The following is a 19,158-nucleotide window of genomic DNA, read 5'->3' as shown; positions in this document are numbered from 1 at the left end:
GTTTTTAGTGTTGTACGCAAGAATATAGCGCGAAGGACAATATGAGTGTTATGGTATCTTTTGCTTCTCAAAAATTATCCGGGTGTTGATTGACATACTGAAAATTTTAGAGTATCAAATGATTTGCTAATCAAGCAAAAATCTCTGGTTTGCTAATGCGATATTCGTAGTTCTGGCAGGCTCAACTACCAGCGGCACGCTGTGTGACCGCTACAATCAATGAGAAACGTTATCCGAGTGTGTTGCAAATGCTCAGTCGGCTAGTCAAGTGGCTTAAACATTGCTTTCAACGCCTATTTGGGAGCAAAAATGTTCGGTTTAATCAGTCAGCGGCAGCGAAAACGGCGATACCATCGCCCCCTGCGCTGACAAATGCTGATCTGGAATTTTTGTTTACCCAACTTTTGGAGGGTGTGCAGCAAGCACGAGGGCAACAGTGGGCACTTAGTTACCTGCAACGAATCGAACATCGGGTTAATAATCAGCGTTGGTTAGAATGGTTACAGTTTTTTGGCGATCGCTTATTGGGGTCACCTGTACCTAATGATGAGTTGGCGTTTCGGATGGTGCAGTTGGGTGAGTTAGAAATTGGCGTGGTTGGTGATTCGGCTTTAGAAATTGGTATGCGTTTGCTGACGCGGAATTCGGAAGCTGCCTATTGGCAGGATGTCACCACAACTGATGTAGATTCTAGTGCCGCTATGTTGCCATTTCCAGAGGATGATAGGGCAGAAGATGTCTACACGAATCACGACAGTGAATCTAATGATTCCTCAGTTGAGGAAATACCCGCAACGGTTGAAAATTCCCCTGGGCAAGAATTGTTAAGGGAGTATGGGGAAGCTTTATGGGGAAGCGAAGTCAGGGAAGCATCAGTAGATGATGGGTTCCAAAGTGGTGTTGATTATATTGAATTTGTTAATCCAGAAATCGCTGCAACTGATTTAGATTATGCTTTGGAGACTCCAGGACACAATTTAATTCGGGAATATGGAGAGGAATTGTGGGTAGCAGGGGATGTAATTGAAGATGATGAACTGCAAGAAGTTGGAGAATTCCAGCCTGCAATTACAGAAATATCAGCCGCACCAAAATTAGAAGAACTTGGCAGCGATGTTGAAGTAATCAATGATTTGGGTGAGTTGGCATGGCAAGACCAGGTAGAAATTGCTACACCACCTCCAACCCCGGCGGCGGTGAATTGGGATAAATTGCTACAAAGGTCAGGTGAAGCTGCCACTTTAGTCAGCTTAGATGAGTTGTGGATTAGGTTACAGCATAGTGGGAGTTTGGTAGAAAGACTCACATCAATTCCTGTTAATAATACTGCACAGGTTTTTATTGATGCACCTCCCCACCCCAGTGCCATTGGTAGGGCGCAAGCTTGGTTTTATCAGGCTTTGAAGCAGGCAAAATTTGGTGATTTAAATGGGGCGATCGCATCTTATGATACGGCAATTAGTATCACTCCTGATGCCTACGAATATTGGTTTAATCGTGGTTTGGCGTTGTTCCATCTAGGTTACATCAAAGAAGCGATCGCCTCTTACGAAAAATCCATTGTTGTCAAACCAGATTATTACAAAGCTTGGTTAAATCGCGCTGTGATTCTGGCTGAACAGGGACGCTATGATGATGCGATCGCTTCTTTTGATAAAGTGATTGAAATTCATCCAGAAGCAAATGAAGCTTGGTCGGGTCGCAGTTTAGCATTATTAAAGCTGGGTAAAATTCCCGAAGCGATTTATAGTTACGATCAAACCACCCGATTACAACCCTACGACCCAGAAAACTGGTACCATCGCGGTGTTGCCTTGGCAGAAAATCAACAATATGCCGAAGCAGTGACTTCCTTTGATGAAGCAATTGAAATTCAACCAGAGCAAAGTATAATTTGGCATCAACGGGGCTTATCACAGTTACATCTCCAGCGTTGGGAAGATGCGGTAATTTCCTTCCAAAAAGCCCTCAAATCCCAACCAGGTAATCATGAACTTTGGTATTTACGCGGAAATGCCCTCGAAAAATCAGGACAATACCAACAAGCGATCGCTTCCTATGATAATGCCTTGGAACTCAATCCTAGCCTCCATGCAGTTTGGATTGATAGAGGTGTAATTCAAGCACATCTCCAACAGTGGTACGAAGCAATCGTTTCTTGGAATAAAGCCTTAGAAATTGAACCAAATCTTTATTTAGCGTGGTTTAATCAGGCGATAGCTTGGGAAAAACTAGGAGAAACTCAAGAAGCGATCGCATCCTACGATTGCGCCCTCAATATCGAGCCTAATTTCCACACAGCTTGGTATAATCGAGGCGTATTACTCGCCTCACAGGGAGAACTGGAAGCTGCTATCCTCTCCTATGATTATGCGCTGCAAATTCAATCTGATTACTGGGAAGCTTGGCTGGCAAGGGCTAATACTGCCGCCAAATCAACCACTTTCGACTCCTACTTAGCTTCCTACAGTGCCATTGTTGCCGAAAATCCCTACCTCAATAGTCGTGGTTTAGATGGGAAACTGGCTACCTATGCCGAATCAGTTTATTACGTCAATTCCAATACATACCCTGAAGGAATTGGGCGTTTATACTTAGGATTAGGTGATAGTTATTACCAAAGAGGTCGCCGCTACTCATTTATTCACGATGATTGGTCAAAAGCGATAGAATCCTACAATAAAGCGCTGGAAACCCTAACTCCAGAAAGTTTTCCCGAACTGAATTTGGAAGTATTACAAAGCATAATTGTTGTACTTTTAGGCTTTGGTGATGTTAAACAAGCACAACAATTCCATATCTGTGCAAATAATCTTCTGCAAACATTAATTAATCAACCCCACCGCAGCGATAGGGAAAAAAGAGATTTACACCTGAGATTTATTGGTTTAGGACAACTGGCAGTTGATGTTGCTGCACAGTCTGGGGATTTGGTAGAAGCTTTAGAATTTGCTGAATACAGCCGGAATCAATGCTGGGAATTAATGCTGTGGGATAGCAATCAACCAATCTCCACACCTCAATACCATAGCATCCAAAAACTATTAAATCCCAAAACAGCGATCGCTTATTGGTTTATAACCCCCTGCGGACTTCGGAGTTTTGTAATCAAGTTCAGCCATCCAGAACCAATACTCGTGTTTACACCTGTATTTAATGTTGAAGGTGCTAACGAATATCCAGTTCCTGAAGTAGTTGAGCGATTAGTTTCATTGGAAGACTGGATTACAGAATGGGATTTTCACCACCAACAGCTTACTGATACCCCCAATTATCAAGAAAGCTTCAATCAGCATTCTTGGTATGCAGGAATGGAACAAAGATTAGTAAATCTGCGAGAAATTCTGAATATCTCCGCAATTGAGCATGAATTAGAAGGAATTGAGCAATTAATCTTGATTCCTCACCGGGATTTATGTCGTTTTCCTATTCATGCTTTATTTCAAATTCAATCTCCCCAGGAAACAGAAAACTCTGAATTTCAGGTAACTTGCCCAATTAGTTATTTACCTAATGTTGATATTGGTTTATCACTACTAAATCAATCCTCGTTAATTACCAATAAACAAAGTTTAGTTAGTATTGAACCTGCTGCAATACCTGCTAATTTAGAACTAGAAATCATCCCCAAAATATTTAATAATTGCCAAAGAATTCCAGGAAATCAAGCAGTAAAATACACCTGCAAATCCGCTTTAGCAAATAACCTGAATATCTACCATTTTACTGGAGAAACAATAAATTATTTAAACCACCCCCAAGCATCCCAACTGATTTTAGGTGAAGAGAATCTGAATCTAGCAGAAATTTGCCAAAATTCTCTGGCAAACTGTCAACTTTTTATTCTCTCAGGTAGTCAAAATCTAATTAATGAAAATAAATTTATCCCCACAGAATATATTGATGTTGCCAATGTCCTATTGACAATAGGAGTCAGCCATGTTCTTTGCTACCAATGGCATCCAGAACCCAACGCTACAGCCCTAATCATCATTGAATTTTATCGCCGACTCCAAGCTGGCAAAACCCCCAGCATTGCCCTAGATGAAGCCACAAAATGGTTAAAAGAACTTACCATCAGCGAATTAAAACAATGGTATCAACTCTTACTTGATCCAATATCTTCCAGAGAAACTAAAACTAAGTATTCCTATGCCCACGTTACCAGCCAACTAGATAAAAATCACAATCTTCCTCCAGATAGCAAACTCTACAGTCATCCCTACTATTGGGCTACATTCAAGATCTCTGGAAGTTGGAATTAGGATAAGGCAGTGGGCAGTAGGCAGTAGTAGTCTATCAAGATAAAAATGACGGTTGTAGAGACGTAGCATTGCTACGTCTCTACGGAATTATGGATCTGTACACAACCGTCAAAATAAAAATAAACTACTCACTAGCACCAAATGTCTTCAGGATTTCGATAATCTTTTGATGGTGATTAAACTCTGCTAACATCAAGGCTGTGTAACCTCCTTTATTTTTTGTGTTTGTGTTGGCTCCAGCTGTTAGTAATGTTTGTAAAGATTTACTATCATCCCGTGATGCTGCCCACATCAAAGGTGTTGCCCCCATGGCATCTTGGAAGTTAACATCAGCACCTTTAGCAACTAGCATTTCTATAATTTGGCTGAAACCACGTTCAGCGGCTTTAAGTAGGACGGTTTTACCATCTTGGGTTTGGCTATTGGGATTAGCGCCAAATTCCAGTAAAGATTTGATGGTATCTGAGTCTGGTTGATTAATGGCTAAGGTGAGGGGATTTTCTCCGGCATTGCTGATATTGACATTAGCACCATGAAGCAGTAAGGCTGTAACGATTTGGCTGTGTCCTTGGAGAGAAGCGACTAATAGGGGAGTATCACCAAGACGATTTTTGATTTCGACATTGGCACCTCGCTTGAGTAGGACTTCAACAACATCAACAAAACCTTCCACGGTAGCGATATGTAAAGCTGTTTCTCCGTCTTTATCTTGGTGATTAACGTCGGCACCAGAGGCAATAATTAAAGATGCGATCGCTTCACCTACCAAACCTGTGCCACTATGTTCAGAAGCTGCTGCTGCTAAAAGTGCTGTATCACCATGAATATTTTGTAGTGTTACATCTGCCCCTGCTGCCAATAAAATTTCGATGATTTCGACTTTACCTAAATCAGCAGCTAACATGAGAACTGTTTCTCCTGATTCATCTTGACTATTTATATCGGCACCAGCGTTGATAATTGCCTCAACTATGGGAATATATTCCTGTTTGATGGCAATTTTTAAGGCTGTGTCGTCATCATGATCTCGAATATCCACATCGGCACCCGCAGCCAGTAGGGTATTTACAAGATCAATATTACCCTTTGTGACAGCCGCCATCAGGGCTGTACTACCATCTTCATTTTTGATATTGACATTTGCACCTTTTTCAATTATCAATTTGACAACATCCAATTGTTTGGCTGCTGTTGCCAACATCAAAGCCGTTAAACCGAAACGTTGACGACGATAGTTAATATCAGCTTTGGCATCAATTAGCGATCGCACAATTTCTACATAGCCATAATTAGCAGCATACATCAGTGCTGATGTTCCAGTGCGATCGCATACGCTAGCATCGGCATCAATGGCTAAAAGCGATCGCACTTTTTTGATATCGCCACTTTGCGCCGCCAAAAGTAGCAATGTATCTTGATTTGAAGTCATTTAGGTTCGATGGGCTGTGCAATGTTCACTAAGTCAGATGAGGTATTTCTGACCCAACTAGGTAGGGTTTTCCAAAACTCTCGTATCCTTATTTTCACAGGATTTGGAACTAAATCATCTGCGAAAGTTGTAAAAAAAGTTATGCTAATTTTTATGAAGATTTAAGATTGAGGGGAAACACGATGAATTTGGAATTATCTCCATCGGTAAAATACGCACTAAATTTCTTTCACCCAGTGATGATGTGGGGTTTATTGCTGCTTTCGCTTTACGCAGCTTACTTGGGTTTACAAGTTCAACGTACTCGTAGTGCTACAGGTGATGAAAAAAAGGAATTAATTAAGGGTAAGTTCAATAACCGTCATTTCCAGATGGGTTCAATTCTCCTGGGTTTAATGGTGGCAGGTTCTATCGGAGGGATGGCTGTCACATACATTAATAACGGTAAATTGTTTTTTGGACCTCATCTCATAGTTGGATTAGCAATGACAAGCTTAATTGCCCTCTCGGCAGCGCTATCTCCCTACATGCAGAAAGGGGCAAATTGGGCAAGAACAACCCACATTTTAATTAATTTCACTTTGCTGGGATTTTTTACATGGCAAGCTTTTACTGGTGTGCAAATTGTGCAGCGCATCTTGAGTAAAGCTTAAATCAGTTATCAGTAATCAGTGAACAGTGATCAGTGAACAGTGAACAGTTATCAGTGATTTGATTGATGTGGGTAAATGTAGCCTGTGGTTATCCGCTACGCATCTATTACTGATAACTGATTTTTTTGCATACTACTTGACATTTTTACGTTTACATGAAAAAGGCACACCTATGGAACTGTGAAAATCTTCTTGGACTTTGCGAGTCAGACGACGGGAAACCTGACGCACGATTTGATTGAGTAAGCGATCGCCTGTAGACTGAATCAGAGATTTTGGTAAACGTTGAATAAACTTCGGAAAATGAATATGCACTGTTAAATCTAATTCCCATTCCACATGCGTTAGCATTTGAGAATTAAAATCATCAGCAGTAGTCTCCACCAAATGTAGGGAAGCACGATAATCAACATCGTAGCCGGGAGGAGTATAGTCGGGAGTGGGGATTGTACGAATGCGATAGACTCCAGCATCCGAAGGTAAGAGTTCTAAGCCGATTTGGGGTTCAACCTCATAGTTAAAAGCACCAAATCTGCCAATTACCAAAGCATAACCATTTTCCCCTAAAGGTTGCACCTTCATTGGTTCAGCACAACGGGAAAACCAAGTTTTATGACTATTGAGATAGTCAGCGACAACATTTGCAGGGGCTTCCATAGCCATGCGATCGCTATGATGAGTATAAAATTTGTTTATCGCTGCCGAATTAGTATCTAAAATCATTTCTTCAGCATCAATCAGACTAGAAGTCACAGATAAGACCCCTTCCCTTGTCATTTCTACTGCTTGATAATCTTGATCTTTTGAAATCATAAGCTGCGTTCCTATATTTTTATCTACTTAAATAAATAGTTCCCATTCCTGGATACAAGGTTTCATACTCAAATTCCATTTTTACCAAAACCTTAAGCGGATGTTCCTAAATTCATAGAATCTATACAATAGAGAATGGAAAAAAACATGTTTAGTTTCTTAGGATAGCGTTAATTATGAAAGCTTTTGTCGCCGGTGCAACAGGAGAAACAGGTCGTCGCATCGTCCAAGAACTGATGATACGGCAAATTCCCGTGCGCGCATTTGTTAGAGATATCACCAAAGCTAGAGAAATATTACCCGCTGGAGTGGAGTTAATAGAAGGTGACGTTTTATCACCCGAAACCTTAATATCTGCCCTTGGTGATAGTACCGTAGTTATCTGTGCCGCAGGTGCAAAACCCAGTTTAGACCCAACAGGACCCTACAAAGTCGATTTAGAAGGTACCAAAAATTTGGTTAATGCAGCCAAAGCTAAAGGAATTGAACACTTTATTTTAGTTTCCTCCCTGTGTGTTTCACAGCTATTTCACCCCCTGAATCTATTTTGGTTAATTCTGGTTTGGAAAAAACAAGCTGAGGAATATATCCAGAATAGCGGTTTAACATATACCATTGTCAGACCAGGAGGGCTAAAAAATGAAGACAACGACGATGTAATTATCATGGAAAATGCCGACACCCTATTTGATGGTAGTATACCTCGACAAAAGGTTGCTAAAGTTTGCGTCGAAGCGTTATTTGAAACTTCAGCACGGAACAAAGTCGTGGAAATAATCGCTAAACCAGAAGTTGCACCCCAAAATTTTGCAGAATTATTCGCTGGAGTCAAGGGTTAACCTGCGACGCATCTAATTTTGATATAAGACGCGGGCAAGATGCCCGCAACACTAAGATATTGACATGGGTATAAATTTACTCATTCTACGTCTTCCATGAGTCCTTCACGGGCTGCTTTTGTCAGCTATCGGAAACTAATGCAATAAAAATAGACTGTCAAAAAGCATTTATCAGCTTGATGATTGAATATTGATATTGATTCAATCCTGCTGAAAATAGCACTGGAAAGTAGAAGTTTGAATTTTGGAAACGTCACTATGTAGATAGTATTAAATTCACTTTAACCTTAAATATTCTTCACAAAGCACTGTCTTTGTCCGTGATTATATCCTTGTCAATTGTTCAAATATTAAGCAGAGTCGGCTTATTTGGTAGATATCCTCAGATAAATGCATAGAGGATAGTGGTGGCATCTCTAAGTCTTTACAATAGAGGTCTTCACTAATTCGTTATGAGTTAGCAAAGACCTTTGTTTTATAGATCGAAATGATACTAGAAATTAAATCTACGAAGAATTTTCCTTCTTAAACAGGTCTAAATACATGTACAATTACTGATATCTAGGTGAAACCTTATAAAGTTTTGATATTAAACAAACATAATTCAGTATATACTTGTAGGCTCAGGATACTTTACATAGACTTTAACAAGCTGTGAAGCATTTCAAAAATTATGTGAAGAAGCTATGTTTTTGTAGCAGTGATTTAAACTACATGTTATTTATTAACAGTACGAGTTAACAAAATCAGTATATACACGAGGGTTTTAATTTGTATACAATGTTGCACAATAATTCGTATCTAGCGATAACCGAATGATTAAACAACCTAAATACCGATTCTAATCTGCATGTACTGAGGATATAGTGATCCATTTGTTTAACATGAATGTATACTGCCACTGACAGAGTCATTTGTCTTAATAATTACGAAATATATTAAGCAAGTTACTGACAGCAAAATTCAAAACAAAATTAGTGAGAGTAGCTTCTCACATCAACGATTCATTAAAACTTTAATCAGGTATTTGGGGCTTCTACCGCACTGAATCACAGAGCGGAGGATAAAATGTTACTAGATCGTCATTTATTGGATAATTCCACAGTCGTAGCCAGTCAAAATCAAATTTCATCTGATTTAGTGGATGAAACAGTAATTCTCAACCTTAAGTCAGGTGTGTATCACGGGTTAAATCAAGTTGGAACAACCGTGTGGAAACTGATTCAGCAACCTCGAAATTTTGAAGAGATTCGGGATGCTGTGTTAACGGAATATGAGGTGTCGGTTGAAGAATGCGATCGCGATCTGCGTCAACTACTAGAAGATTTGGCAGCGCAGGACTTAGTTGAAGTCAAAACAACTGCAAGCGTTTAAAATTTTTCAGCCTCATCTCTCCGTTGATGTGGGAGATAGATTATAGATGCGCTTTAGATTCATCTCTAATTGAATCATGCGCTCAGATTTGCAGACTCTTAGCTAAACCCAAGTAATCGACTATGAGCGGAATTATCGGAATTTACTATCCCAATGGTCAAATTGTTGACCCTGAAAATATTCAGCAGATGGTTGATAAACTTGCCCATCGCGGACCTGATGGTGCAGATATTTGGTGTTCGGAGTCTGTAGGTTTGGGACACCGGATGCTGTGGACTACACCAGAGTCACTACTGGAGAAACTACCTATGGTCAGTGAGGATGGGAATTTGGTTATTACATCTGATTGTCGCATAGATAATCGTGAGGAACTGCTGTCAAGATTGCAGTTGAATAACTGTCCACCAGAGAAGGTTACTGATACTGATTTGATTTTGGCTGCATATCAGGAATGGGGTGAAGATTGCCCACAGCATCTACTTGGGGACTTTGCTTTTGCGATTTGGGATGCAAGGGAACAGAAGCTATTTTGTGTCCGCGATCACATGGGTGTGAAACCATTTTATTACTATGCATCAGATAACGTTTTTGTTTTTGGTAGCGAGATTAAAGCAATTTTGTGTTTGCCGGAAGTTCCCCGAAAACTCAACGAAACCAAAGTTGGTGATTATTTAGCTTCGTTACTGCAAGATAAAGTCAACACTTTTTATCAGGGTATTTTTCGGCTTCCACCTGCTAGTTATTTAACTGTCAGTGGTAAAGGCTTGAAAATTGGTTGTTACTGGAAACTCGATCCCAACTATGAACTACAACTAAATTCTGATGAGGAATATGCTGATAAGTTACGAGAAATATTTACCGAAGCAGTACGCTGTCGTCTCCGTAGTGCTTTCCCAATAGGTTCTCATCTGAGTGGTGGTTTAGATTCTTCTTCAGTTACTTGCGTAGCACGACAGTTACTTGTAGGAGAGAAGAAACCTTTATTGCATACATTCTCGAATATTTTCAATGCTGTTCCTGAATGTGACGAGCGCCCTTTTATTGAAGCTGTTCTTGAACAGGGAGATATAATTCCTCACTATGTGGATGGTGATCGTATAGGTCCTCTATCAGATATTGAGCAAATATTTCAATACAATGATGAAGCTGTTTCTGGTCCTACGCATTTTTTGGCATGGGAACTGAATGAAGCTACAAAACAGGAAGGAGTTCGGATTATACTGGATGGCTTTGATGGTGATAATACAATATCCCACGGTCATGGCTATTTCAGTGAATTAATGCTTCGGGAAGAATGGTCAACTCTTAGAGAAGAAATTACTGCGTTGCATCAACTTAGTGGTGCTTCGTTCAGAAATATTCTGCGATATTATGGTCTACCATACTTGGAAGACTTAGTGAGACGCTGGCGATGGATTAGGGCGATTGCGCTCATCCATCAAGTTTCCCTGATCTTTCAGATTTCAAGGCGATCGCTTTTCTTTCAGTACGGCATCAAACCTCTGCTACCTGAGTCCATACTCAAGGCTTGGCGAAAATTACGCGGACATAGTCAACCAAAAAGGGATGACAGTTCGATTGTTAACCGTCGCTTCGCCCAACTTATAGGTCTCAAAAAGCGTATTCAGAGTTCTATCACTCTATCTGGAAGTCAACTACTCAAAACAAGGGAAAGTCACTGGCAAGGTCTAAACGCAGGTATATTAACCCAAGGATTAGAAATTCTGGATCGATATGCAGCAGCATTCTCCCTTGAAGCTCGTCACCCATTTATGGATAAACGACTGATTGAGTTCTGTTTATCTCTTCCTCCAGAGCAGAAATTGCAGCAGGGATGGTCTCGCTATGTCATGCGGCGTGCCATGGAAAATATTCTTCCCCAGCCAGTGCAGTGGCGTTACGGAAAATCCAGTATGAGTGCTAGTTTTGTGCATGGATTACTAGAGCACGATCGCCAACTTCTAGAGGAAGTGATGGAAAATAAGTTAAATAGCATGGCTGAATATATTGATGTCAAAGTTCTCCATGAGGATTATAGAGAATTGCTAGCTTCTAACAAAACTCAGATCCTCGAAGGTGGGTTAGATGTATCTATTTGGCAGGTAGCTATGCTAACTCTTTGGCTGCGTCATTCTCTGAAAATAGTGTGAATCACCAAAAACTATATTGATCTACTATATGTCTTGATATTAAAAAAGGTGCATCTACCAAAAAACACCTTACAAAACAAAGGACTCCAACAATGAAAACAGCATACAGCTCACCAAGACTAATCAATCACGGTAATGTAAGTCAAGTTACCCAAGCCAACCTTGCCAACAAAACAAGTGACTTACTTTTTGGAACAGTACAAGGTACTGTTCCTGGTAATGGTGGCTCCCTAGATGCTTGCATCTTTCCTAAAAACGATTCAAGATGCAAAGGTGCAAATCTGAACTAGAGTTTCAGAATGCTGTAGGGACAGCTACCTACAGCATTGTGAGTAAACATTACTCAAGACACTCTCGACTGTAATGTTATAGAACTTTATGGAGGTAGGCTTTCGTAAGCCAATGGCTGTGAATATCCGCAGCCCCTTCCTTGAGTTTTTGAGATCTCGGTAATCTCATTCAGTAGTATTTCCACAGCTAAATCATAACTTACCGAAAGGTCAATATACAGTGTTTATTTATACTGCTTATAATCTTTGTGTTCACTCTCAGATACCTTTCCCTGAACTTATTTCTTCTGAAGCAATACCAGAGACGATTGAGAAACTAAAGTTACCAGATGTGGTGATTTCCCTCCGCCAAATCAGCGATTTGGAAGCTGAATCTGCCAACGGAGAAAACTGCTTTTTAGGAATAATCGAAGATGGTACGGCTCAAGTATGTAGGTTCTTGGTAGAGTTTGGGCAGCAGATTGTTGTTGAACCCACTCCAGGAATTGAAGAAGACATTCTGCACCCTCTTATTTTAGGACCAATTTTTGCAATCCTCCTTCGGCAGCGAGGGTTATTAGCTCTACATGCTAGTTGCGTTGTTATTGACAATGGGGCTGTTGCATTCTTGGGTTATTCAGGATGGGGTAAGTCAACCTTGGCGAATGCTTTCTACAACCAAGGATATAGTTTGCTCACCGATGATGTGATGGCAATTCAGGTTGGAGCCAAAGATGTAATTACCTTTCCAGGCTACCCCTATGTAAGACTTTTGCCTGATTCTGCGGCATCTTTGGGCTATGAGTTTGAAAAATTAGATTTTATTCATACCGGAGCACTGAAGCGAAATAATATCCTCACCCAAGGCTTTCCCGAAAAGCCTTTGCCACTGAAGCGAGTTTACGTGCTGGAGAATATTGGGCGATCGCATAATCAAATTGAGCCTATCCAACCTCAAGAGGCTTTTGTTGAAATGCTGCGTCATTCACGAGTTACAAATGTATTGACAAATGAGGATTTCGTTAGTTCTCATTTAAGACAATGTACCGAACTAATTAAAAAAGTGCCTATTTCTCGCTTAAAGAGACAACATTCACTCGCTGCACTTCCTGATTTGGTGAAACTCATAGAAGAAGATTTACTCCAAAACAAAAATATTGAAACAAATGCTTTAAAAGTTTAGGCTGTGAGGTGATAAAGCCTTGTTTGTTAAATTAAATCGTAATCTAAAAAGAATATCTTATTTATCCCGGACTTTAAATTTAGTTTGGAATGCATCGCGCAATTGGACTTTAGCCTGGATAACTTTACTACTCATCCAAGGTTTACTCCCTGCTGCCTCAGTCTATCTAACAGGTTGGCTGGTAAATAGTTTAGTTAAATCGGTTGGTACGGGAATCGCTTGGGATAACATCCAAGCTGTGATTATTCCAGCGGGACTGATGGCGCTTGTTTTACTAATAACCCAAATTCTCGGAAGTATGACAGAATGGGTGCGGACGGCTCAATCTGAGTTGGTACAAGACCATATTAGTAGTTTAGTTCATGCCCAATCGATGGCGATTGATTTGGGTTGCTACGAGTCTTCTGAATACCACGATAACTTGAATCGGGCGCGTAGTGGTGCTGGTGGACGTTCTCTGGCTTTGCTGGAAAATATGGGTAGTTTGGCGCAAAATAGCATCACGCTGCTGACGATGGCGGCTGTGTTGTTGACCTATGGGATTTGGCTGCCGTTGTTTTTATTGTTTAGTTCTTTACCAGCCTTATATGTAGTTTTACAGTTAAATCAGCGCTACCATCGCTGGTGGCGAAAAACCACGATTGACCGTAGATGGCTGGAATACTACGAAGTTTTGCTAACTGAAAGCAGCTTTGCGCCAGAAATGCGGCTATTTAAGTTAGGAGAAAATTTTCAGTCTGCGTATCAAAGTTTGCGACGACGGTTACGTGGTGAAAATATTAAGTTAGTGCGAGATCAAGCTTTTGGCAAGCTGTTAGCTGGGTTGGTGACACTGGCAATAACCGCTGTCGCGCTTGGTGTGATGGGGAGACAAGTGTTACTGGGTTTGGTGACACTGGGTGACTTGGCTCTATTTTACCAGGCATTTAACCAGGGACAAGGTTTGATGCAGGCTGTGTTGAGTAACTTGGGACAAATTTATAAAAATGCTCTATTTATTGAAGATTTATTCAAATTCTTGCAGATACAACCCCAAGTAATCGATCCGATTCAAGCGATTCCCGTACCTGCCAAATTTACTAAAGAGATTCGATTTAACGATATTACGTTCTTTTATCCCGGATGCGATCGCGCTATTCTCCAAGACTTTAATTTGACGATTCCCGCAGGGAAAATTATTGCCATCGTGGGGGATAATGGGGCTGGTAAAAGTACCCTAATTAAGTTGTTGTGTCGTTTTTACGATCCGGCTTCTGGTAGCATCGAAATTGATGGTGTTGATATTCGTAACTTTGCAATTGATGAACTTCGCCGTCAAATCACCGTTTTATTCCAATCTCCCGTACCATTTTTCGTGACTGCTGCCGAAAACATCGCTATGGGTAACTTGTCAGCAGTATCAGATATAGATGAAATTACATTAGCAGCAAAGAATGCCGGAGCGCATGATTCAATCACCCGATTACCCCAAGGTTATGATTCGATGCTGGGGAAATGGTTTCCTGGTGGGAATGATTTAAGTGGTGGTGAATGGCAAAGATTAGCACTTGCCCGCTCATTTTTCCGTCGCGCTCAAATGATTATACTTGATGAACCAACCAGCGCTATGGATCCTTGGGCTGAACATGATTGGTTAGAAAGATTCCGCGCTTTAGCTAAAAACCGCACCGCAATCGTGATTACTCACCGTTTTACTTTAGCCATGCGGGCAGATATTATTCATGTTATGCGCTCAGGTCAAATTGTAGAATCAGGTACTCACAATCAACTTTTAGCTAAAGATGGGTTGTATGCTCAATCTTGGCAATCACAAATGCAAGCTGATAGTAGCGTTGTTGTTTGACTTTCATCATTCATCGGGATTAATACCCATCTCCCTCAATTTTTGAGCTAAAATTTCTGCTTTTTGCTCTGCTAACTGCCGTTGTTTGCGTTCTTCCTGAAGCAAAGTTTCTGTTGTATCCGCTCGTTCTTTTTCTTGTTCGGCTCGTGCTTCACCTGTTAATAGTAAATTACCTTCACTATCCCACCAACGCAACCAGGGTAAGGTAAGATTTTGATATTGACCTTGCCAAATCCCCAATTCTATACCAAGGGGAGGTATGGGAAAATGTCCCCTTTGGTTTGGTGGAAGTAATTCGTAACGGTTTTCGATGAGATGATAAACTTCCACTTGGCTTTTACTCACCTCATAAATGCCATAGAAAGCTGGTCGGATGACTTGCTCATAAACCCAAAATTTACCCGTCCAAGGGGTTTTATCTCGCTCTTGAGAACCATCTCCTGAAACAAACTCTAAAACAATGAGCGGGGGAATAATTTCTTGCCACAAAACATAGGATCGGCGAATTTCATTGTTGATTAGTGGTGCAACATTAGGCACATAAAACCAATCTGGTGCTTCTGCACCTTTTTCTGGTGGATCGGTCATTCTCCAGTAAATACCACAATCTTGACCAATGGCGTAGTCACCGTTTGGGTGTAATCTTTGGAGTGTGGGAGTAATGGAATCTGTAAGTAAGATGCTTTGGGGATGTTCTTGAAAGTTTTTCACGAAAGTTCCATCTGACTCTGGTAGTTGCGTATGGTCAGGAAAAGTTGTAGGTATTATGGGAGAGAATGTTTCTGGAGTAGAAGTCATAGGGGTTTTGGTTGACTTAGCTTGAGATTATTATCGCGTTTAAAAGTCGTCTTCAGTCTCAGCTTGGGTAATTTTGGCTTTTAAATCTACCCAGTCAACTTGGTTTGCTGGCTGATTAGATATCAACCGACCATTAGCTAAATATAATAAGCAATCGCATGACTGCTGAAATAGTTCAAATTGGTGAGTTGCTGTAATGATGGTTGTTTGTGTTTGTTGACTTAATATTTCTATTATTTGTTTTGAGGTGCCAACATCTAAGGCTGAAGTTGGCTCATCTAGAAGTAAAATTAGTGGTTGGGTGATAATTGCCCGTGCGATCGCTACTAGCTGTTTCTGCCCTAAAGATAGTTGGACTTCGTTTCTTTCTAACCAACCATCAGGTATTTGCAGTTGTTCAACCCAGAAAGCAATTCGCTGTTGAATCTCTGCTTTTGCTAAACCCCGAAGTTTTAACGGGTAAGCTAATGCATCTTTTACAGTCATTCCCAATAATCTAACTTCCTGATTCACCATCACAATCTGTTGACGTAGTTGAATCACAGGAATTTGGGTATAATCCTGGTTTTGGAAAAAAATCTTACCACTAGTGGGTTCGCTGAGGCGATTGAGTAAACGTAGCAAAAAAGTTTTTCCTGCACCAGTGGCACCTGTAACGATTATGCGATCGCCTGCTGCAACTTCAAAGGAAATATCTTCTAAAATCCGATAACCAGGTAGGCTAATTCCCCGTTTTTGAGTTTTTTGCTGTAATTGCGTCGATAAACTGACATTTTCTAGCTTTAGTAGAGCCACGGAAGCTGTATTATTCAACTTTCACTACTGTATTTTAATTAATGATTTAGCAATTTAGATTCCTAATTCTGCCCGAATGCCACTGCAATAGTCCAGACATCGACTAACAATAGCAAAAATGTGAAAAATAGTAAAATTCCATACATCCAAGGCTGTGATAATGGATAAACATCACTAGTATTGATGCCAGTTTTTTCCTGTACCAACTTCACCAAACGGGAAAAGCCAGCTACCCGCATCGGTAACAAATAAGCTTTACCATCATTGCTCAAGAAATAATAAACTAAACCACCTTGACCTGTACTACGTGGCTTCAATTCTTTCACATTTGCCCAAGGTAATAACCAACCCTTGCGAAAAAATTGGGGAATCCACTTTGGATATGTAACTTGAATTCCTTCCTCATCAACCAATACACGTTCGCATAACACAGCATATAGTGCTACCAAACCAATCACAATACCTACCCAAAGTAAAGCGGGGGGTGTTGGTGCATTGGTGAAATCTGCTAAAAAAGGTAATGGCAAAGTTAGGGCAACATACAAAGACAACAGAGTGATTCGGATCAAAGGTGAAAGCCGAAAAACCGATGGAGAGTTAATAACTAAGTTGTCTGTCATAGCTAATTAGGTTTGATTATCTTCATTTACCATTTTAACGGGTTCACTGCTTTCAACAGAGGTTGTGAATCTCCTTCTCATAAGCTTCTTAGGGTACTTAGAGAACTCCACAAAAAAGATGATCCAATATTGTGGAATAGGCAGCGTTCGATGGTTCCTGAGTCTGTCGGAACGAAGTGTACCGGAGGTAAGGACTGACTTGTACTGAGCCTAGTCGGAACGAAGTGTACCGCAGGTAAAGGAGCGCTCACGCCGAAGTCTTGTCTGTTCTTGTATTAGTAGCAGGCAAGATGCCTGCACCACAATAAATTTTGGGATATTTTTTTATTTGGAAGTCTCTTACAGCTTTCAAAATAAGTAAGGCTTAGTACTATTTTTGCATGAATGCAGCACAAAAACAGTAAATATACATAACATCTAAATATGCATACTGATTGATATATTTATTGAAAACTTTATAATCGCCAATTCTAAAAACTTGATTTTTAGTTGTTCTGATTAAGCCTGACAATTAATAATTAAATTTATGCAGACTATTTGGAACATGCAATATTACGTAAAATAGTTATATGCGTTCAGAGCAAAATCTAAGTATTACAGGATGTTCTACTTATCAATCATCTAAATTAATCCTAGTTTCCACATAAATAGTGATTCCATAAAAATCAGAGTTATTGCTCAGGCTAATCATGGAGATGCAAATTTATATTTGAGAAGACCAAACAGTTAAAAATTTACATGTTGTTCCGATTCATCCTGATGTCTTTGAGTTGTGTGGCTATTGCAAGTTGCAGTGCCAATGCACAACTCAAGTCACCGCAAGTATTAGATAACCAACAATCAGCAAAAAGTACCGAAAAATCTCCTGATAAAATCGCATCTTCTACTACAGATAATTTGAGTAATAACAATACTAATTTGTCTGTAAATCAAGAAGATAAAAATGATTTTACTTCACCTGTGGGCAATTTATCAGATGTCTCAAATTCTGTAGAAGCTGAAAAATCTACCAAGGGTAATTCAAAATCCCAAAAGTATTCAGCCACAACAGGTAATTACATGAAGCTTCTGCCTACAGGTCAAACTAATGCACTGGGAAATCCAATGTATAAGTTAAGTCTTTTTGCTAATGGGCAAGAAGTTAATTCGTACATGATTGTCGCTGGACGAGCAAACACTCAAAACAGAGACAGACATCGCTCTGGTACAGAAGCACCACTACCAGATGGTAGATATCGGGTCGCCAAATCAACGACTCCCGGTACGATTGTCGAAGCAGGCGATCGCTTCTTGCCAATACAGCCACTATTTCGTACTGGTCGCTCCGCACTGGGTATCCATTATGACCCGTCTTTTAACAAAAACAACGGTGAAGATGGCACATCAGGGTGCATCGGATTACAAACTAGAGATGAATTCAGCGAAGTATTGAAATACGTCCGTACTTATAAACCTCAGTTCCTTGATGTCGCAATCAAGTAGATATTTCACTTTTTTTGGTTTCACTTCATAAAAATGCAATTAGGGAGCATCTTTTCATGTTTAAGTATATCGTCGCTGCCTCATTAATTCTTTCTTCCGCAGCAGCATTACCCGCATCAGCCGAAGAAATGGGTCCAGGAATTGGTCGCATATCTCGCTCTAGCAACGGCTACACAGCTTACGTATGCACCAACAATACAAGCAGTAGTTTAACCTTACGTACTGGCGCTGGCAAAGACTATAACCAAATACGCCAAATTCCTCATGGCAGAAATATTCAGGTATTAGATAGTACCGGTAGTAGAGATGGTTTCCGCTGGTTCAATGTTTCCTACAGAGGAAATTCTGGATGGGTTCGTTCTGATTACGTTTGCACTCGCTAGATTTTCCGCAAATATGTCATCAGATACGCAGATGATGACAGCCATTTTCAGCTAAATAAACAACACCGTAGGGGTTTGGCAATACGCTATATCCCTACGGTTGATGTGCTTCAATAACCAGTTATTGGTAATCAGTCACCAGTTATAGCAGTGGGCATCTCGCTTAGGACATAAATATTTGTGTAAAAGGGAACAGGGAACAGGGAACAGATAAATGTCCTAATAAAAATGTCAATGGAGAATTTGTTACTTGCTGACAAAA

At 40.3% G+C, this 19,158-nt stretch carries 15 protein-coding genes; 10 read left to right on the top strand and 5 right to left on the bottom strand.

Annotated elements, in window-relative coordinates:
* Positions 1-203: 203 nt before the first annotated feature.
* A complete protein-coding gene (locus CAL6303_RS09290) occupies positions 204-4,265 on the top strand; it encodes a tetratricopeptide repeat protein (protein WP_144051022.1) in 4,062 nt (1,353 codons plus the stop codon).
* Positions 4,266-4,389: 124 nt separating this feature from the next.
* Here the strand turns inward: CAL6303_RS09290 and CAL6303_RS09285 are convergent, their stop codons facing one another.
* On the bottom strand, positions 4,390-5,694 hold the full coding sequence (locus CAL6303_RS09285) for an ankyrin repeat domain-containing protein (RefSeq protein WP_015197590.1): 1,305 nt from the start codon (positions 5,692-5,694) through the stop codon (positions 4,390-4,392).
* A 182-nt stretch (positions 5,695-5,876) separates the two neighbouring features.
* On the opposite strand from CAL6303_RS09285, the gene CAL6303_RS09280 reads away from it, so the two are divergent.
* Complete coding sequence (locus CAL6303_RS09280; protein ID WP_015197589.1) at positions 5,877-6,347, top strand: DUF4079 domain-containing protein; 471 nt, start codon at positions 5,877-5,879, stop codon at positions 6,345-6,347.
* A 132-nt stretch (positions 6,348-6,479) separates the two neighbouring features.
* Here the strand turns inward: CAL6303_RS09280 and CAL6303_RS09275 are convergent, their stop codons facing one another.
* On the bottom strand, positions 6,480-7,160 hold the full coding sequence (locus CAL6303_RS09275) for a DUF1997 domain-containing protein (RefSeq protein ID WP_015197588.1): 681 nt from the start codon (positions 7,158-7,160) through the stop codon (positions 6,480-6,482).
* A 176-nt stretch (positions 7,161-7,336) separates the two neighbouring features.
* Here CAL6303_RS09275 and CAL6303_RS09270 point away from each other — a divergent pair, with 176 nt between their 5' ends.
* From CAL6303_RS09270 to CAL6303_RS09245, 6 genes are all read left to right on the top strand, one after another.
* Complete coding sequence (locus CAL6303_RS09270) at positions 7,337-7,999, top strand: SDR family oxidoreductase (protein ID WP_015197587.1); 663 nt, start codon at positions 7,337-7,339, stop codon at positions 7,997-7,999.
* A gap of 1,068 nt (positions 8,000-9,067) precedes the next feature.
* Positions 9,068-9,373 carry a PqqD family protein gene (locus CAL6303_RS09265; protein ID WP_015197586.1) on the top strand — a complete coding sequence of 102 codons (306 nt, stop codon included), beginning with the start codon at positions 9,068-9,070 and terminating at the stop codon, positions 9,371-9,373.
* Between the two features lie 122 nt (positions 9,374-9,495).
* A complete protein-coding gene (locus CAL6303_RS09260) occupies positions 9,496-11,523 on the top strand; it encodes a lasso peptide isopeptide bond-forming cyclase (protein WP_015197585.1) in 2,028 nt (675 codons plus the stop codon).
* 92 nt (positions 11,524-11,615) lie between these two features.
* Positions 11,616-11,813 carry a lasso peptide gene (locus CAL6303_RS09255; RefSeq protein WP_015197584.1) on the top strand — a complete coding sequence of 66 codons (198 nt, stop codon included), beginning with the start codon at positions 11,616-11,618 and terminating at the stop codon, positions 11,811-11,813.
* Positions 11,814-12,033: 220 nt separating this feature from the next.
* Entirely contained in the window at positions 12,034-12,975 is a 942-nt protein-coding gene (locus tag CAL6303_RS09250) for an Hpr(Ser) kinase/phosphatase (protein ID WP_015197583.1), read from the top strand.
* Between the two features lie 19 nt (positions 12,976-12,994).
* Positions 12,995-14,818 (top strand): ABC transporter ATP-binding protein, encoded by a 1,824-nt coding sequence (locus CAL6303_RS09245; protein WP_015197582.1) that lies wholly within the window; start codon positions 12,995-12,997, stop codon positions 14,816-14,818.
* A 6-nt stretch (positions 14,819-14,824) separates the two neighbouring features.
* On the opposite strand, the gene CAL6303_RS09240 is transcribed toward CAL6303_RS09245, so the two are convergent.
* From CAL6303_RS09240 to CAL6303_RS09230, 3 genes are all read right to left on the bottom strand, one after another.
* On the bottom strand, positions 14,825-15,616 hold the full coding sequence (locus tag CAL6303_RS09240; protein ID WP_015197581.1) for a Uma2 family endonuclease: 792 nt from the start codon (positions 15,614-15,616) through the stop codon (positions 14,825-14,827).
* A 39-nt stretch (positions 15,617-15,655) separates the two neighbouring features.
* A complete protein-coding gene (locus CAL6303_RS09235) occupies positions 15,656-16,411 on the bottom strand; it encodes an ATP-binding cassette domain-containing protein (RefSeq protein WP_015197580.1) in 756 nt (251 codons plus the stop codon).
* 62 nt (positions 16,412-16,473) lie between these two features.
* Positions 16,474-17,031, bottom strand: coding sequence for a hypothetical protein (locus CAL6303_RS09230; RefSeq protein ID WP_015197579.1), 558 nt, complete (start codon positions 17,029-17,031; stop codon positions 16,474-16,476).
* A 738-nt stretch (positions 17,032-17,769) separates the two neighbouring features.
* Between CAL6303_RS09230 and CAL6303_RS09225 the strand changes: the two genes are divergently transcribed.
* Entirely contained in the window at positions 17,770-18,513 is a 744-nt protein-coding gene (locus tag CAL6303_RS09225; RefSeq protein ID WP_144051020.1) for a L,D-transpeptidase, read from the top strand.
* 56 nt (positions 18,514-18,569) lie between these two features.
* Positions 18,570-18,896: an SH3 domain-containing protein gene (locus tag CAL6303_RS09220; protein ID WP_015197577.1), complete on the top strand. Its 327-nt coding sequence runs from the start codon at positions 18,570-18,572 to the stop codon at positions 18,894-18,896.
* Positions 18,897-19,158 lie beyond the last annotated feature (262 nt).

This window comes from Calothrix sp. PCC 6303 (assembly GCF_000317435.1).
GTDB lineage: Bacteria > Cyanobacteriota > Cyanobacteriia > Cyanobacteriales > Nostocaceae > PCC-6303.
Note: the sequence above shows the minus strand (reverse complement) of the source record. Positions and strands in the feature narration are given on the sequence as shown.

What these genes read in the sequence shown, in the direction of transcription:
- CAL6303_RS09285 (WP_015197590.1), bottom strand. Translation starts at nt 5,694, where the DNA reads ATGACTTCAAATCAAGATACATTGCTACTTTTGGCGGCGCAAAGTGGC.
- CAL6303_RS09280 (WP_015197589.1), top strand. Translation starts at nt 5,877, where the DNA reads ATGAATTTGGAATTATCTCCATCGGTAAAATACGCACTAAATTTCTTT.
- CAL6303_RS09275 (WP_015197588.1), bottom strand. Translation starts at nt 7,160, where the DNA reads ATGATTTCAAAAGATCAAGATTATCAAGCAGTAGAAATGACAAGGGAA.
- CAL6303_RS09270 (WP_015197587.1), top strand. Translation starts at nt 7,337, where the DNA reads ATGAAAGCTTTTGTCGCCGGTGCAACAGGAGAAACAGGTCGTCGCATC.
- CAL6303_RS09265 (WP_015197586.1), top strand. Translation starts at nt 9,068, where the DNA reads ATGTTACTAGATCGTCATTTATTGGATAATTCCACAGTCGTAGCCAGT.
- CAL6303_RS09260 (WP_015197585.1), top strand. Translation starts at nt 9,496, where the DNA reads ATGAGCGGAATTATCGGAATTTACTATCCCAATGGTCAAATTGTTGAC.
- CAL6303_RS09255 (WP_015197584.1), top strand. Translation starts at nt 11,616, where the DNA reads ATGAAAACAGCATACAGCTCACCAAGACTAATCAATCACGGTAATGTA.
- CAL6303_RS09240 (WP_015197581.1), bottom strand. Translation starts at nt 15,616, where the DNA reads ATGACTTCTACTCCAGAAACATTCTCTCCCATAATACCTACAACTTTT.
- CAL6303_RS09230 (WP_015197579.1), bottom strand. Translation starts at nt 17,031, where the DNA reads ATGACAGACAACTTAGTTATTAACTCTCCATCGGTTTTTCGGCTTTCA.
- CAL6303_RS09225 (WP_144051020.1), top strand. Translation starts at nt 17,770, where the DNA reads ATGTTGTTCCGATTCATCCTGATGTCTTTGAGTTGTGTGGCTATTGCA.
- CAL6303_RS09220 (WP_015197577.1), top strand. Translation starts at nt 18,570, where the DNA reads ATGTTTAAGTATATCGTCGCTGCCTCATTAATTCTTTCTTCCGCAGCA.